This is a genomic window from Thiococcus pfennigii (genome assembly GCF_016583835.1).
GTDB lineage: Bacteria > Pseudomonadota > Gammaproteobacteria > Chromatiales > Chromatiaceae > Thiococcus > Thiococcus pfennigii.
Map to the genome: position 1 here is coordinate 139,806 of NZ_NRRW01000002.1, position 15,353 is coordinate 155,158.

At 69.1% G+C, this 15,353-nt stretch carries 12 protein-coding genes; 8 read left to right on the forward strand and 4 right to left on the reverse strand.

Going from position 1 to position 15,353, the window contains the following annotated elements:
• Nucleotides 1–26: 26 nt before the first annotated feature.
• Both gyrB and CKO41_RS01420 read right to left on the reverse strand, forming a co-directional pair.
• Complete coding sequence (gene gyrB / locus CKO41_RS01415) at nucleotides 27–2,432, reverse strand: DNA topoisomerase (ATP-hydrolyzing) subunit B (protein ID WP_200254434.1); 2,406 nt, start codon at nucleotides 2,430–2,432, stop codon at nucleotides 27–29.
• Nucleotides 2,433–2,492: 60 nt separating this feature from the next.
• Nucleotides 2,493–3,191 carry a type 1 glutamine amidotransferase gene (locus CKO41_RS01420; protein ID WP_200254436.1) on the reverse strand — a complete coding sequence of 233 codons (699 nt, stop codon included), beginning with the start codon at nucleotides 3,189–3,191 and terminating at the stop codon, nucleotides 2,493–2,495.
• 458 nt (nucleotides 3,192–3,649) lie between these two features.
• On the opposite strand from CKO41_RS01420, the gene miaB reads away from it, so the two are divergent.
• Genes miaB through CKO41_RS01440 form a run of 4 tightly spaced genes read left to right on the forward strand, consistent with a single transcriptional unit; the run spans nucleotide 3,650 to nucleotide 7,394 of the window.
• The gene (miaB, locus tag CKO41_RS01425) at nucleotides 3,650–4,990 is read left to right on the forward strand and encodes a tRNA (N6-isopentenyl adenosine(37)-C2)-methylthiotransferase MiaB (RefSeq protein WP_200381025.1); all 1,341 of its coding nucleotides are present in this window, start codon (nucleotides 3,650–3,652) and stop codon (nucleotides 4,988–4,990) included.
• Nucleotides 4,990–6,009 carry a PhoH family protein gene (locus CKO41_RS01430; protein WP_200254862.1) on the forward strand — a complete coding sequence of 340 codons (1,020 nt, stop codon included), beginning with the start codon at nucleotides 4,990–4,992 and terminating at the stop codon, nucleotides 6,007–6,009. Before miaB ends, CKO41_RS01430 begins: the two co-directional genes overlap by 1 nt.
• Before the next feature lie 16 nt (nucleotides 6,010–6,025).
• Nucleotides 6,026–6,490, forward strand: coding sequence for an rRNA maturation RNase YbeY (gene ybeY, locus CKO41_RS01435; protein ID WP_200254864.1), 465 nt, complete (start codon nucleotides 6,026–6,028; stop codon nucleotides 6,488–6,490).
• 4 nt (nucleotides 6,491–6,494) lie between these two features.
• Nucleotides 6,495–7,394, forward strand: coding sequence for a CorC family transporter (locus tag CKO41_RS01440; protein ID WP_200381026.1), 900 nt, complete (start codon nucleotides 6,495–6,497; stop codon nucleotides 7,392–7,394).
• Nucleotides 7,395–7,437: 43 nt separating this feature from the next.
• Here CKO41_RS01440 and CKO41_RS01445 read toward each other — a convergent pair whose 3' ends face one another.
• Nucleotides 7,438–8,328 carry a phosphoribulokinase gene (locus tag CKO41_RS01445; RefSeq protein ID WP_200254868.1) on the reverse strand — a complete coding sequence of 297 codons (891 nt, stop codon included), beginning with the start codon at nucleotides 8,326–8,328 and terminating at the stop codon, nucleotides 7,438–7,440.
• Nucleotides 8,329–8,600: 272 nt separating this feature from the next.
• On the opposite strand from CKO41_RS01445, the gene CKO41_RS01450 reads away from it, so the two are divergent.
• Nucleotides 8,601–10,688, forward strand: coding sequence for an ATP-binding protein (locus CKO41_RS01450; RefSeq protein WP_200381027.1), 2,088 nt, complete (start codon nucleotides 8,601–8,603; stop codon nucleotides 10,686–10,688).
• A gap of 514 nt (nucleotides 10,689–11,202) precedes the next feature.
• Here CKO41_RS01450 and CKO41_RS01455 read toward each other — a convergent pair.
• Entirely contained in the window at nucleotides 11,203–11,607 is a 405-nt protein-coding gene (locus CKO41_RS01455; RefSeq protein ID WP_200253825.1) for a hypothetical protein, read from the reverse strand.
• A 630-nt stretch (nucleotides 11,608–12,237) separates the two neighbouring features.
• Here CKO41_RS01455 and CKO41_RS01460 point away from each other — a divergent pair.
• From CKO41_RS01460 to CKO41_RS01470, 3 genes are read left to right on the forward strand one after another with little or no spacing between them, the layout of a single operon-like run.
• Complete coding sequence (locus tag CKO41_RS01460) at nucleotides 12,238–13,458, forward strand: efflux RND transporter periplasmic adaptor subunit (RefSeq protein ID WP_200253827.1); 1,221 nt, start codon at nucleotides 12,238–12,240, stop codon at nucleotides 13,456–13,458.
• Between the two features lie 12 nt (nucleotides 13,459–13,470).
• Nucleotides 13,471–14,199: an ABC transporter ATP-binding protein gene (locus CKO41_RS01465; protein WP_200253829.1), complete on the forward strand. Its 729-nt coding sequence runs from the start codon at nucleotides 13,471–13,473 to the stop codon at nucleotides 14,197–14,199.
• A complete protein-coding gene (locus CKO41_RS01470) occupies nucleotides 14,196–15,353 on the forward strand; it encodes an FtsX-like permease family protein (RefSeq protein ID WP_200253831.1) in 1,158 nt (385 codons plus the stop codon). The genes CKO41_RS01465 and CKO41_RS01470 overlap by 4 nt, the downstream gene beginning before the upstream one ends.

The following is a 15,353-nucleotide window of genomic DNA, read 5'->3' on the forward strand; positions in this document are numbered from 1 at the left end:
CGCGGGGACGCCGGCTGGACGTCGTCTCACACGTCGAGGTTCTCGGCGTTGAGCGCGTTGGTCTCGATGAAGTCGCGGCGCGGCTCGACCTGGTCGCCCATCAGGGTCGTGAAGATCTGGTCGGCGGCGATCGCGTCTTCGATCGTGACCTGGAGCAGGCGGCGCGACTCGGGGTTCATCGTCGTGTCCCAGAGCTGATCCGGGTTCATCTCGCCGAGCCCCTTGTAGCGCTGGATGAAGTAGCCCTTCTGGGCGTCGCCGATCAACCAGTCGACGCCCTGCCCGAAGGACTCGATCGCCTGTTCCTTCTCGCCACGGCGGACCCTGGCCCCGGGACCGAGCAGGGTCGCGACCTTCTCGCCGAAGTGGACGATGCGGTTGTAGTCGGCGCTCTTGAAGAACTCGATCGGGATGAAGCGCGTCTCGGGGATGCCGTGGACCAGGCGGATCACCTCCAGCCCCGGGTAGACGAGGTCGTCCGGTCCGCTCGCGGCAACCCGGTAGCTGACCGCCGGCGAGGCCTGGCGATTGAGGCGTTGGTCGAGCTCGGCCAGCCAGTCACCGAGCTGCGCCGCCTCCTCGAAGGCGGCGGGGGCCAGGCGCGGCAGGCCCTGGAGTTCGACGAGGACCCGCTCGTCGTAGCGCACCGCGAGGCGCTGGATGATGCGCTTGACGACCAGATACTCCTTCGCGAGCTCCTCCAGGGCCGACGCGCGCAGCGGCGGGGCCTCCGCGGCGACCTGCATGCTCGCCCCATCGAGGGCGGTCTGGAGCAGGGCCAGGCGTAGGCTCGCCTCGTCGAGCAGGTACTCCTCGTGCTTGCCGCGGCGCAGCTTGTAGAGCGGCGGCTGGGCGATGTAGATGTGGCCGCGCTCGACGAGTTCCGGCATCTGACGGTAGAAGAAGGTCAGCAGCAGGGTGCGGATGTGCGCGCCGTCGACGTCGGCATCCGTCATGATGATGATGCGGTGATAGCGCAGCTTGTCCGGGTCGTACTCCTCGCGCCCGATACCACAGCCCAGCGCCGTGATCAGGGTGCCGACCTCGGCCGAGGAGAGCATCTTCTCGAAACGCGCCTTCTCGACGTTGAGGATCTTGCCCTTGAGCGGCAGGATCGCCTGGAAGGCGCGGTCCCGGCCCTGCTTGGCCGAGCCGCCGGCCGAGTCGCCCTCGACGAGATAGAGCTCGGAGCGCGACGGGTCCTTCTCCTGGCAGTCGGCGAGCTTGCCGGGCAGGCCGGCGATATCGAGCACGCCCTTGCGGCGGGTCATCTCGCGGGCCTTGCGCGCCGCGTCGCGCGCCCGTGCGGCCTCCAGCATCTTGTTGACGATGGTCTTGGCCTCGGGCGGGTTCTCCTCGAGGAATTCGTCGAGCTTCTCGACGATCAGCGCCTCGACGACCGCCTTGACCTCGGAGGAGACGAGCTTGTCCTTGGTCTGGGACGAGAACTTCGGATCGGGGACCTTGACCGAGACGACGCCGGTCAACCCCTCGCGGGCGTCCTCGCCGATCGTCTTGACCTTCGCGGACTTGTCGAGCCCATTGCGCTCGATGTAGTTGTTCAGGGTGCGCGTCAGGCCGGCGCGAAAGCCGGCCAGATGGGTCCCACCGTCGCGCTGCGGGATATTGTTCGTGTAGCAGAAGATGCTCTCGTTGTAGGAATCGTTCCACTGCAGCGCGACCTCCACGGTCACCGACTGGCGCTCGGTGCAGAAGTGGAAGACGCTCGGGTGGATCGGCGCCTTGTTGCGGTTGAGATGCGCGACGAAGGCGCGGATCCCGCCCTCGTACTCGAACCGATCGCTCCGCCCGGTGGCCTCGTCGGTGAGCAGGATGCACACCCCCGAGTTCAGGAACGAGAGCTCCCGCAGGCGCTTGGCCAGGATGTCGTAGTGGAACTCGACGTCGGAGAAGATCTCGCGCGAGGGCTTGAAGCGGATCTCGGTACCGCTCTCGCCCGTCTCGCCGATGACCGCGAGTGGGTACAGGGGCTCGCCGAGGCGGTACTCCTGGCGGTGGACCCGGCCGTTGCGGCGGATCACGAGGTCGAGGTGCTCCGACAACGCATTGACGACCGACACGCCGACCCCGTGCAGCCCACCCGAAACCTTGTACGAGTTGTTGTCGAACTTCCCGCCGGCGTGCAAGACCGTCATGATCACCTCGGCCGCGGAACGGTTCTCCTCGACGTGCAGGTCGACCGGGATCCCGCGCCCATTGTCGACGACCGCCACCGAGCCGTCGGCGAGCAGCGTTACCCGGATCTCGTTGCAGTGACCGGCCAGGGCCTCGTCGATCGAGTTGTCGACGACCTCGAAGACCATGTGGTGCAGCCCGGTGCCGTCGTCCGTGTCGCCGATGTACATCCCCGGCCGCTTGCGCACCGCATCGAGACCGCGCAGCACCTTTATGTTCGAAGAATCGTATGACATTGATTGCACTCGTTCAGCTCGGCCACCGGCGGCGGCCGAAGGGTATGGCTTGCAGGCCGCTCAGGCGGCCGCGAGGTGGTCGAGCACCCGCACCATGAGCCGATTGGCCGCGGCGTAGGTCGCGGCATCGGCGGCACGGATGGTCTCCTCGTCCTGGACCCAGGGGCCGGGCACCAGCTCGTCGCGGCAATGCTCGAGGAGCGCCGCGGCGCTCTGCGGCGTCGTCTCCAGATGGAACTGAAGCGCGACGACGTGGCGCTCGACCTGAAAGGCCTGGGCCTCGCAGGCCGGGCTGCGCGCGAGCTGCACCGCGCCGGCCGGCAGCTCGAAGGTGTCGCCATGCCATTGGAAGACCCGGCAACGGCGCGGCAGCTCGAGCCGCCCCGGCGCCTCGCCGGGGGCGGCGGCGAGCCCCTCGATCTCGAACCAGCCGATCTCCCTCTCCGCATGGCGGTAGACCCGCGCGCCGAGGGCGCTGGCGATGAGCTGGGCGCCAAGGCAAACCCCGAGGACCCGCGTGCCGCGCGCGATCGCCGCGCGCAGGAAGGCCTTCTCGCCGCGCAGCCAGGGGTGCTCGCGCTCGTCGTTGACGCTCATCGGCCCGCCCAGCGCGATGATCAGGTCGAGGCCCTCGGGCGCGGGTAGGGCGTCGCCCGCGAAGAGGCGCGTGTAGTGGCAGACGGCCTCGCGCCCGGCGAGCCAGGCGGCCATCGAACCCGTGTCCTCGAAGGGCACGTGCTGGAGGATCTGGACCTTCATCGGCCTGCTCCCTGGTGGAACGGCGAGGGCTTCGCGGCGCCTCGAGCACTCGCGGCACCGCTGCCCGAGCGGCCCCGGTGACGGCCCGCTGGGTCCCAGGGCCGCACCCCGCTGCGGATCCCGGCATTATACCCGCTGCGGGCCGCTACTTGAGTGCCGTTCGCGGTCACCTCGCCGCCTGAGCCGGGGCCGTCGGGCTACGACGCGCGCCAACCTGCCCCTTCTCGGCGACCGCCCTGCCGGATCGCCCACCCGGATCGCCCGCCCGGATCGCTCACCGGGGTCGCTCACAGGCGGGCCCTACCGGCGCAGACGACGCCGGCGGGGGCCGCCGGGACGCATCGCCTGCCCGTCACGCCGATCAAGACGCCCCGTCGTGCTGTTCGGGCGTCGCCGCCCTTGACAGTAAACCATTGAATGGCTGAACATCGCACTCCCGTCTCGCACCTCCCCCCACGATGCCCGCCAAGAAGCTCTTCATCCAGACCTACGGCTGCCAGATGAACGAATACGACTCCGCCCGCCTGGCGGACGTCCTGCGCGTCTCGCACGGCCTGGAACTCGCGGAACGGCCGGAGGACGCCGACGTCCTGCTGCTCAACACCTGCTCGATCCGCGAGAAGGCCCAGGAGAAGGTCTTCTCCCAGCTCGGCCGCTGGCGGCCCTGGAAGGTGCACCGCCCCGACCTGATCATCGGCGTCGGCGGCTGCGTCGCGAGCCAGGAGGGCGAGGCGATCCGCACCCGGGCGCCGTTCGTCGACCTGATCTTCGGCCCGCAGACGTTGCATCGGCTGCCGAGCATGCTCGACGCGCTGGCCCGCGAGCGCGCGCCACAGATCGACGTCTCCTTCCCCGAGATCGAGAAGTTCGACTGCCTGCCGGCCCCGCGCGCCGACGGGCCGACGGCCTTCGTCTCGGTCATGGAGGGCTGCTCGAAGTATTGCAGCTACTGCGTCGTGCCCTACACTCGCGGCGAGGAGATCAGCCGGCCGTTCGACGACGTGATCGCCGAGGTCGCGGCCCTCGCCGAGCAGGGCGTGCGCGAGGTCAATCTGCTCGGGCAGAATGTCAATGCCTACCGCGGCGCGACCGACGATGGCGGCGAGGCCGATCTCGCGCTCTTGATCCGCTACGTCGCGGCGATCGAGGGCATCGACCGGATCCGCTTCACGACCAGCCACCCGGTCGAACTCTCCGATGACCTGATCGCCGCCTACCGCGACGTCCCCGAGCTCGCAAGCTACCTGCACCTGCCGATCCAGAGCGGCTCGGACCCGGTGCTCGCGCGGATGAAGCGCGGTCACACGGTCCTCGAATACAAGGCCAAGGTCCGCCGGCTGCGCGCCGCGCGCCCGGGGCTCAGCCTCGCGTCGGATTTCATCGTCGGCTTTCCCGGCGAGGGTGACGCCGACTTCGAGGCGACCCTGGCCCTGGTCGCGGAGCTCGGCTTCGACCAGAGCTACAGCTTCATCTACAGCCCCCGCCCCGGCACCCCGGCCGCCGACTACCCGGATTCGGTGCCGCTCGAGGTCAAGCAGGCCCGCCTCGCCCGCCTCCAGCAGCAGATCAACACCCAGGCGCAGGCGCTCAGCCGGCGCATGGTCGGCACCCGCCAGCGGATCCTCGTCGAGGGGCCGGCGCGCAAGGACCCGCGACAGCTCGCCGGGCGCACCGAGAACAACCGGGTCGTCAACTTCTCGGGGCCCGACCACCTGGTCGGACAGTTCGTCGACCTGACCATCACCGAGGCGCTGCCCAACTCGCTGCGCGGCGCCCTCAGCGACGCCTTCATCGCCTGATGCCGACGAGCGCCTCCGCCCTGCGGGTCGAGCCCGCGGTCCGCGACCTGGACCTGGCCCCGACCGACAACGTCCGGCTCGCCAACCTCTGCGGCCAGCTCGACCAGCACCTGCGCCAGATCGAGCGCCGGCTCGGCATCGAGATCGGCAACCGCGGGGCGAGCTTCCGCCTGGTCGGCGACGCGCCCGGCGTCGCCGCCGGCGAATTGGTCCTGCGCGCCCTCTATGCCGCGACCGAGCACGAGGTCCTGACCCCGGAGACGATCCACCTGCACCTCCAAGAATCGACCCTCGAGGCCGACCTCGCCGAATGCCGCAACCGGCTGCCGGAGGTCGTCATCAAGACCAAGCGCGGCCTGATCCGCGCCCGCGGCCCCAACCAGCAGGAATACCTGCACACGATCCAGCGCCACGACATCAACTTCGGCATCGGCCCAGCCGGCACCGGCAAGACCTACCTGGCCGTCGCGAGCGCCATCGAGGCGCTGGAGACCGACCGAGTGCGCCGCCTGCTGCTGGTGCGCCCGGCCGTCGAGGCCGGCGAGCGCCTCGGCTTCCTGCCCGGCGACCTGGCCCAGAAGATCGACCCCTACCTGCGCCCGCTCTACGACGCCCTGTTCGAGATGCTCGGCTTCGAGAAGGTCGGCAAGCTGATCGAACGCAACGTCATCGAGGTCGCGCCGCTCGCCTACATGCGTGGGCGCACGCTCAACGAATCCTTCATCATCCTGGACGAGGCGCAGAACACGACGCCCGAGCAGATGAAGATGTTCCTCACCCGCATCGGCTTCGGCTCGACGGCCGTGATCACCGGCGACATGACCCAGGTCGACCTGCCGCGCGGCCAGCCCTCGGGGCTGCGCCAGGCGGTGGAGATCCTGCGCGACGTGCCGGGCATCGGCTTCACCTTCTTCAACGCCCGCGACGTCGTGCGCCACGCCCTGGTGCAGCGCATCGTCAACGCCTACGACGCCTTCGACCGGCGCCGCGGCGATGACAACGCCTTTGCCGATCGCTGAGGCCGGGCGCCCCGCGATGGACCTCGAGCTTGATCTCCAGTGCGCGAGCGGCGCGCCGGACCTGCCCTCGGCCGCCGACTGCGCCGCCTGGGTCGCAGCCGCCCTGGCCGGGCGGCGCACCCGCGCCGAGGTGACGGTGCGTCTCGTCGACCTGGCCGAGGGCGCCGAGCTCAACCGCCGCTACCGCGGCAAGGAGGGACCGACGAACATCCTGTCGTTCCCGTTCGAGGCCCCGCCCGGCCTGCCCAACGCCATCGACCTGCTCGGGGACCTGGTCCTGTGCGCCCCGGTCGTCGCGCGCGAGGCCGCCGAACAGGGCAAACCGCCCGTCGCCCACTGGGCCCACCTGCTGGTCCACGGCACCCTGCACCTGCTCGGCCACGACCACGAGGACGCGGCCGCGGCCGCCGAGATGGAGAGGCTGGAAACGGTCATCTTGCGCGGGTTAGGATTCGATGATCCCTACGAGGAGATGGATTGAAACAATGACTAGCGATCGATCTAGCAACGGCTCGCGTCCATGGGGCTGGCTCGAACGACTCGGGCAGGTCTTCGGAAGCGAGCCGCAGGACCGGGAGCAACTCATCGAACGGCTCAAGCAGGCCAAGGAACGGGCCCTGCTCGATACCGACGCCCTGTGCATGATCGAGGGTGTCCTGCAGGTGGCCGATCAGCGCGTGCGCGACATCATGATCCCGCGCGCCGAGATGGTCGCCATCCGCCGCGACGACCCGCTGGAGCGGATCCTCGAGATCGCCGTCGAATCGGCCCACTCGCGCTTTCCCGTCGTCGGCGAGGACAAGGGCGAGGTGCTCGGCATCCTCATCGCCAAGGATCTGCTCGCCTACTGCTCGAACAACCGCCGCGGCTTCAACCTCCGCGACCTGCTGCGCTCGGCCTTCTTCGTGCCCGAGAGCAAGCGCCTCAACGTGCTGCTGAAGGAGTTCCGCGCCAGCCGCAACCACATGGCGATCGTCGTCGACGAGTACGGCGCCGCCGCCGGGCTGGTGACGATCGAGGACGTGCTCGAGCAGATCGTCGGCGAGATCGAGGACGAGCACGATTTCGACGAGGGCGCGAGCATCTTCCGGCGCAGCCGCAACGAGTACACGGCCAAGGCGCGCACCTCGATCGAGGACTTCAACGAGTACTTCGGCGCCGAGTTCTCGGACGCCGAGTTCGACACGATCGGCGGGTTGGTCGTCAACGCCCTCGGCCATGTGCCGAAGAAGGGCGAGACGGTCGAGATCGACGGCTTTCGCTTCGTCGTGATGCGCGCCGACAGCCGCCGGGTGCTGTTGCTCGGGATCCAGCCCATGCGACCGCTCGGCGACCCGGAGCAGGACGCCGGGCAGGACAGGACGGCCCAGGGCCGCCCGGGCTGAACCGGGCCGAGCGGCGGGGTACCGCCGCTCGGCTCGACGCGGCTCAGACCTTGCGGTCGTCCATCATCCGCTCGATGATCGGCTGGAGGATGATCTCCATCGCGAAGCCCATCTTGCCGCCGGGCACGACGATGGTGTTGCGGCGGGTCATGAAGGAGTCGTGGATCATCGCGAGCAGGTACGGGAAGTTGATATTGAGCCGCTCCGGTTCCTTGAAGCGGATGATGACGAAGCTCTCGTCCGGCGTCGGGATGTCACGGGCAATGAACGGGTTGGATGTGTCGACCGTCGAGACCCGCTGGAAGTTGATGTCGGTCAGCGAGAACTGCGGGACGATGTAATTGATGTAGTCGGGCATCCGACGCAGGATGGTGTCGACGATCGCCTCGGCCGAATAGCCCCGCTCGGCGTTGTCGCGATGGATCTTCTGGATCCACTCCAGGTTGACGATGGGGACGACCGCGACGCCGAGATCGACGTGACGGGCGACATTGTGCTCCTCGGTCACCACCAAGCCGTGCAGGCCCTCGTAGAAGAGCAGATCGGTATCGGGGGCGATCGTCTCCCAGGGCGTGAACTGACCGGGCTTCAGGTCGGTACCGAGGCGGGCATTGTGCATCGCCGCCTCGTCGTCGCTGTGGATGTAGTAGCGCTTGTCGCCGCTGCCGCTCTCGCCATAGCTCTGAAAGAGCGTCTCCAACAGGTCGAAGCGGTTGGCCTCGGCGCCGAAGTGGCTGAGGTTGCGGCTCTCATCGTGGGCCTTGGCCATCTGCACCTTCATCTCGGCCCGGTCGTAGCGATGGAAGCTGTCGCCCTCGATGACCGCCGGGTTGATCCCGTCGCGGTAGAAGATGTGCTCGAAGGCGCGCTTGACCGTGGTCGTGCCCGCGCCGGACGAACCGGTCACGGCGACGATGGGATGCTTCTTCGACATGGGGTACTCCTCTTTCTCTCAGTTGTGACCGGACCGCGGGCGAGCGCTCGGCCCACCAGGCGCACCACGGGGCGCCGACGGCGGTCTGCTGTTATTGTCGCGACGATACGGCACTCGGAAGATCGGCACGGGAAAACTTCGCCTCGAGCGCCGACTGGCCAATGGGCAGGACGGCGAAAGTTTTCGCTAATATACCATGAAGATCAATCCCCACCAGCGCACCGGCCGCAGCCGACGCGCCGCGGCCGGCCACATCAGGGAGGAATCGCACGATGCGTCGAACCTTCGGTTTGCCGCCCGACTTGCTCGGCCGGGCCGATTTCCAATCCGCCGTTGTACGCCTGGCGATCTGGGCCTTCGGCCTGGTCTACATCGGCCTGGGGGCCCACACGGGCTACTACGCGATCGATGTCTCCTACTTCGTCGCCCTGTTCGCGTTCTTTCTGGTCATCGCCATCGCCCTGCTGATCAGCGCGCTGCGGGTACCCGAGTCGACGCCGCGGCGCTACCTGGGGCTGCTCATCGACATCCTCGCCACCAGCCTCGTGATCCAGCTCACGCAGGAGGCCATCAGCCCCTTCTACCTCTTCTACATCTGGGTCTTCATCTCGGCCGGCACCCGCTACGGGCGCAGCGAGCTGATCTTCGCCACCGTCGTCTCGGTGCTCGCGTACAACGCCGTCCTGATGAGCCTGGATCACTGGTCGCGACACCCGTTCGAGGCGGCCTTCTTCATGCTCCTGCTGGTGGCCCTGCCGCTCTACCAGTACTCGCTGCTGCGCCGGGTCCAGCAGGCGCGCGCCGAGGCCGAACGGGCCAATCGGGCGAAGAGCGACTTCCTGGCCTTCATGACCCACGAACTGCGCACGCCCCTGACCGGGGTGATCGGCATGACCGACCTCCTCGAGACCACCGAACTCACCGACGAACAGCGCGACTACGTCGTCGCCATCTCGCGCTCGGCCGAGCTCCTGGGGTCCCTTATCGGAAACATCCTCGACCTCTCGAAGATCGATGCCCGCCAACTCCGGTTGGAGGAGACGCCGTTCGACCTGCGCGCGACCGTCAAGGATGTCTGCGGGCTCATGGAGCCACTGGCCCTGGGCAAGGGCCTGGAGTTGATCCTGCGGGTCGCACCGGGGTTGCCGGCCCGCCATATCGGCGACCCGCTGCGCGTGCGCCAGATCCTGCTCAACCTGCTCGGCAACGCGGTCAAGTTCACCGAACAGGGCGAGGTCGAGCTTAGCGTGACGCCGCGCCCGGCGGAGGCCGCGCTCGATCGGCCGCACCTCTTGTTCGAGGTCCGCGACACCGGCATCGGGATCCCGGCCGACAAGCTCACGACCATCTTCGAGAGCTTCCGCCAGGCCGACGAATCGACGACCCGTCGCTTCGGCGGCTCAGGCCTCGGCACGACGATCGCCCGCGACCTCGCGCAATTGATGGGCGGGGCCATCGGTGTCGACAGCGTCGAGGGTCGAGGCAGCCGCTTCTGGGTGCGCCTGCCGCTCGCCCCGGCCGAGGCGCCGCCGCCAAGCATCGACGGCCGGCTGAGCGGCCTGCGGGCGCTCATCTTCGAACGCAACACGACCTATCGGACCCTGATCTGCGACGAGCTCGCGGCGGTCGGGGTCCGCTGCGAGGAGGCCGAGGACATCACCCGACTCAGCCGCCTGATCACCGAGCCCACGGACCTGCTGATCGTCGCCGACGCGCCCCAACCGGTCGACATGGCGGCGATGCTCGACCTCTTCCGGAGGACCTTCGAACGGACCCTGCCCTGCCTCTGCCTGACCTACGCCGGGCGGCGCACCGCCCAGGTCGATCAGTTCTGCGCCGCCCACCTCGACAAGCCCTTCATTGCCGAGGAACTGATCACGACCCTCATCGACCTGACCAGCCGCGACGCGACCCGAGACCCCCCCGAGCACCGCACCGCGGCGGCCCGCCCCCGACCACTGGCACCGGCTCGGCCCGACGCCGCCGAGATCCGCATCCTGGTCGCCGAGGACAACGAGATCGCCGCCAAGGTGATCCGGACCTTCCTCGAGCGCCTCGGCTTCGCGGTCGTCCTCGTCGACGACGGCGAGGAGGCGCTGCGCACGGCGCGCGAGGGCCGCTTCGACATCGCCTTCATCGACCTGCGCATGCCCAAGCTCGATGGCATCGCCTTCACCCGCGCCTACCGCGCCGAGGAGCGCGCCGGCCACCTGCCGATCATCGCCCTGACCGCCAACGCGGCCGAAGACACCAAGACCGCCTGCCTCGCCGCCGGCATGGACGACTTCCTCTCCAAGCCCGTCAAGGCCGACTCGCTGCGCGACGTCGTCGCACGCTTCGTGCCCGCGATACCGACCTGACGACCGCGACCACGCCGGCTCGGCCGCCCCCGGCCGAGCCGGACGCAGTGACGGGCGGCACCTCTGGTTCAAGATGCGAATTGTCCGCATGGGCATGACTCGCGACCGATCGAAGCCCGCAGCGAGTCCCGGATCCTGCACGACCTCCGCACAGCGACCGACCTCCGCATTCCGTGCCGCCGTAGGTGCGGCTTCAGCCGCAACACCGCTTGGCAAGCCCAACCGCGGAGTCCATGCGGTCGCGTGCATGTTGAACGGCTAGACTAGACTTGCCTGGGGGGTGGGAATGGCGGCTGAAGCCGCACCTAGGGGGCGGCGCCTGTCCGGTAGCGACTGCGACGACCTGCGGGAGGGCGGGTCAGGGGCCGCACTCGAGGCGTGCGCCGGTCATGTCCGAACCGACACGCGGATGGGGAGAGGTCGCGGGAGGGACCCCCAGGGTTGCCCTGGGGGCCAAGTGCCCGATCCGTGGCGGATCAGGTCGATGTCATCTCGTCACGAGGGTCGTGGCGAATCACTCGGAAGGCGCTGGCGCACTCGGATTCAGACACACCGCTTCGCAGTTCGGGAGCCCGACGCAGACCTTGACGGGCCCGCAGGGACGATCGCCGGTGAGGGTCCCGCCACCGGCGGTGCCCTGGCACTCATACTCGCAGGTCCGGAAGCCGCCGGTGCAGAAGAGGAGCTGCCCATCGCAGGCCGACGGAGAAAGCACCTCGGGGGACATGGCGCCCCGCTTCGTCAGGACCTCGTAGGCGGTCAAGGCATCGGCGAATTCGCCCGGCGAGACATCCACGCCTTCGTAATCGGAACCAAGCGACCCCGCATTGGCCGATGGCAGAATCCTGTCGGCATAGGCCGTGCCGCCTAAGAGAAAAATCGCCGCGAAAAACGTCAAAAGTATGGCCGTCTTCTTCATCGGATGAGTCTCCATTCAATCTACCAACGGTTTCGTAACCTGAATCACTGCCAGACCCCGCGGCCTGCAGCCCCAACGCTTGGCTCCTCGCAAGGGTGCCCAAAACTTTCCCCACGAGCAACCCTTTCAAGGCGCGTCACGGACGACGCGACCGTCGTCCCGCCCTCGTTCCGCCAAACCAACCGATTGAAAACGAAGAAAGGGGCATGCGAGTAACGAAAGGCGCCTTGAATTTCTCGGGACGCCCTCGATAATTGCGCATTCGCCGACCTGGGCCGGCGCCCAAGGCCTGTTCAGGGCCGGGAACGAGGGCGCCGGCACGACACCAGTCGCTCGCGAATTACAGGAGAAGATAGACGATCCCACCCCCCTGTCAAGGTCCCTGGACACCCGAGACGGACAAGGTTGTGAACCTGTACCGCGATTCGCGACGCGAGGGGCACTGTCGGTCGGATCTGCGACGCGCCCGCCGCTTGATCGGCACGCTCGTCGCCCAAACGGCGGCTCGGGCGAACGCGCGGCGTGCCAAAGCGAACCGCCCGACCCGCGACCGGTCCAACGCCAACATGCCCGCCACGCGACACGATTCTGGAAGGACCGCCATGCCTCGACGCCTCCCTGGTAACCGCCATGTCCGAACCTGACCTCCTCGAAGCATTGCGGATCGACAATGGCGAACGCGAGGGCCGCGGCGACCGGCGCTGGCTCTGGCCGCTCGTCCTCGTCCTGGTCCTCGCGCTGGTCGGGATCGGCGGCTACCGGGCCCTGTTCGGCCAGGCCCTGACCGTCGACACGATCGTCGTCGAGACCCGCGGCGTAGGCCCCGCGACCCTGCTCGACGCGACCGGCTATGTTGTCGCGCGCCGCCAGGCGACGGTGTCGAGCAAGATCTCGGGCAAGCTCGCCGAGGTGCTGATCGAGGAGGGCGAGCGGGTCGCGGCCGGCGATGTGCTGGCGCGCCTCGACGATGCCGACGCCAAGGCCCAGGTCGCGCTGCGGCAGGCCCGCGTCGCCGCCGCCCGCGCCCAACTCGGCCAGATCGAGGCCCAGCTCGAACAGGCGCGGCGCGCCGAGCGGCGCCAGGAGGGGCTCGATGCCCGGCGGCTGACATCGGAGGAGGCGCTGGACTTGGCGCGCACCCAGGTGCGCACCCTCGAGGCGCAGCTCGCGGCGAGCCGCAGCCAGGTCCAGGTCGCCGAGGCGGAGCTCGCGGTGGCGCAGGTCGACTACGACAACACCATCGTGCGGGCGCCCTTCGCCGGCGTGGTCGTCGCCAAAGCGGCCCAGCCCGGGGAGATCGTCTCGCCCGTGTCGGCCGGCGGCGGCTTCACCCGCACCGGCATCGGCACCATCGTCGACATGGCCTCGCTGGAGATCGAGGTCGATGTCAACGAGGCCTTCATCGACCGGGTCGCCCCGGGCCAGCCGGTCGTCGCGACGCTCGACGCCTATCCGGACTGGCGGATCCCGGCCGAGGTGATCGCGATCATCCCGACCGCCGAACGCGCGAAGGCGACGATCCGCGTGCGCATCGCGATCCTCGTCGAGGACCCGCGCCTGGTGCCCGAGATGGGCGTGCGGGTGTCGTTCCTCGAGGCGCCGCAGGCCGAAGGCAAGCGCCAGGCCAACGGCGTATTGGTGCCGGCGACGGCGGTCCGCGCGCGCGACGGGGCGAGCGTCGTCTATGTCGTCGACGGCGAGCGCGCCCGCGAGCGGAGCGTCACGCCCGGGGCCGAGCTCGGCGAACAGCGCCTGATCGAGGCGGGGCTGACCCCGGGCGAGCGGATCGTGCGCACGCCGCCGGCCGACCTGACCGACGGGGCGCGCATCGCGCCCCGCCCGGGCGCCTGAGCCGCGCCCCGGATGGACGTACCCGCCCCTACCCCGATCGGCGAGCCGCTGGTCATGATCCGCGGCGTGAGCAAGGTCTACACGCGCGGCCGCGAGCGCCTCGAGGTCCTGCACGGCGTCGACCTCGACATCCCCGCCGGTGACTTCCTCGCGCTGATGGGGCCATCGGGCTCCGGCAAGAGCACGCTGCTCAACATGATCGCCGGCCTCGACGTGCCGAGCGCCGGGACCCTGCACGTGGCCGGGCAGCGCATCGACCGCCTCTCCGAGACGGCGCTGGCCCGCTGGCGGGCGGCCAATGTCGGCTTCGTGTTCCAGTTCTACAACCTGCTGCCGGCCCTCTCGGCGCAGCGCAATGTCGAGCTGCCGCTGCTGCTGACGCGCCTCTCGGCGGCGCGCCGCCGCCGCAATGCCGCCATCGCGCTGCGCCTCGTCGGGCTCGCCGACCGCGCCGGGCACAAGCCCGCCGAGCTCTCGGGCGGCCAGCAGCAGCGGGTCGCGATCGCCCGGGCGATCGTCTCGGACCCGACGCTGCTCGTCTGCGACGAACCGACCGGCGATCTCGACCGCCACTCGGCCGAGGAGGTCCTGGCGCTGCTCCAGCGGCTGAACCGCGAGCACGGCAAGACGATGATCATGGTCACCCACGACCCGAAGGCGGCCGAGTTCGCCAAGCGCGTCCTGCACCTCGACAAGGGCGTCCTGGTCGAGGCCAGCGAGGCGCCCGCGAGCGGCCCGTGAAGTACCTGCCGCTCGTCCTCGCCGGCCTGCTGCGCAAGAAGCCGCGCACGCTGTTGACGCTCCTGTCGGTAGCCGCGGCCTTCGCCCTCTTCGGCATGCTCGATGCGGTGCGCGTCGCCTTCACCGCACCCGAGACGGCCACCGGCATCGACCGGCTCATCGTCTCCTCGCGGCTGTCGCTGACCCAGACCCTGCCCTCCTCGTACCTGGCGCGGATCGCCTCGGTCCCGGGCGTGGCCGGGGTGGCCCACGCCGACTGGTTCGGCGGCATCTACCAGGATCCGAAGAATTTCTTCCCCAACATCGCGGTCAGCGACAACTACCTGACCCTGCACCCGGAGTACGAGCTGCCGCCGGCGCAGCAGCAGGCCTTCCTCAAGACGCGCACCGGTGCCATCGTCGGTGCCGCCCTGGCCGAGCGCTTCGGCTGGCGGCTCGGCGACAAGATCCCGCTCCAGGGTGCCCTCTACCCGAACAAGGACGGCACCGACCGTTGGCTCCTCGACCTGGTCGGCATCTACCGGGTCGGCGACGCCCAGCTGCGCGGACTGGAGCGCCAGCTCCTGTTCCGCTACGCCTATTTCGACGAGGGCCGCACGCTCGGGGAGGGGACGGTCGGCTGGTTCACGGTACGGGTCGCCGATCCGCGTCAGGCCGACCGCGTCGCCCAGGCGATCGATCGGCAGTTCGCGAACTCGGCGTTCGAGACCACGGCGCGCAGCGAGCGCGACTTCCAGCGCTCGTTCGCCCAGCAGATCGGCGACATCGGGCTGATCGTCACGGCCATCATGGCGGCGGTCTTCTTCACGCTGCTGCTGCTCACCGGCAACACGATGGCCCAGGCGATCCGCGAGCGCATCCCGGAGCTCGCCGTCCTCAAGACGATCGGCTTCAGCAACCGGGCCGTGCTCCTGCTGGTCATGGCCGAGTCGGTGACGCTGCTCGTGCTCGGCGGCCTGGCCGGCCTCGTCATGGCGCGGCTCGCGCTGCCGGTGATCAGCGAGGCGACCTCGGGGCAGCTCGATGTCGTGATGGCGACCCGCAGTTGGCTCCTCGGGGGCGTACTGATGGTCGCGATCGGCCTCATCGTCGGCCTGCCGCCGGCGCTCAAGGCGATGCGCCTGCGCATCGTCGACGCCCTCGCCGGACGCTGA

Coding starts and splice junctions, on each gene's coding strand:
- CKO41_RS01420 (WP_200254436.1), bottom strand. CDS start 3,191: ATGAAGGTCCAGATCCTCCAGCACGTGCCCTTCGAGGACACGGGTTCG.
- CKO41_RS01450 (WP_200381027.1), top strand. CDS start 8,601: ATGCGTCGAACCTTCGGTTTGCCGCCCGACTTGCTCGGCCGGGCCGAT.
- CKO41_RS01440 (WP_200381026.1), top strand. CDS start 6,495: ATGACTAGCGATCGATCTAGCAACGGCTCGCGTCCATGGGGCTGGCTC.
- CKO41_RS01430 (WP_200254862.1), top strand. CDS start 4,990: ATGCCGACGAGCGCCTCCGCCCTGCGGGTCGAGCCCGCGGTCCGCGAC.
- CKO41_RS01455 (WP_200253825.1), bottom strand. CDS start 11,607: ATGAAGAAGACGGCCATACTTTTGACGTTTTTCGCGGCGATTTTTCTC.
- miaB (WP_200381025.1), top strand. CDS start 3,650: ATGCCCGCCAAGAAGCTCTTCATCCAGACCTACGGCTGCCAGATGAAC.
- CKO41_RS01445 (WP_200254868.1), bottom strand. CDS start 8,328: ATGTCGAAGAAGCATCCCATCGTCGCCGTGACCGGTTCGTCCGGCGCG.
- gyrB (WP_200254434.1), bottom strand. CDS start 2,432: ATGTCATACGATTCTTCGAACATAAAGGTGCTGCGCGGTCTCGATGCG.
- ybeY (WP_200254864.1), top strand. CDS start 6,026: ATGGACCTCGAGCTTGATCTCCAGTGCGCGAGCGGCGCGCCGGACCTG.
- CKO41_RS01465 (WP_200253829.1), top strand. CDS start 13,471: ATGGACGTACCCGCCCCTACCCCGATCGGCGAGCCGCTGGTCATGATC.
- CKO41_RS01460 (WP_200253827.1), top strand. CDS start 12,238: ATGTCCGAACCTGACCTCCTCGAAGCATTGCGGATCGACAATGGCGAA.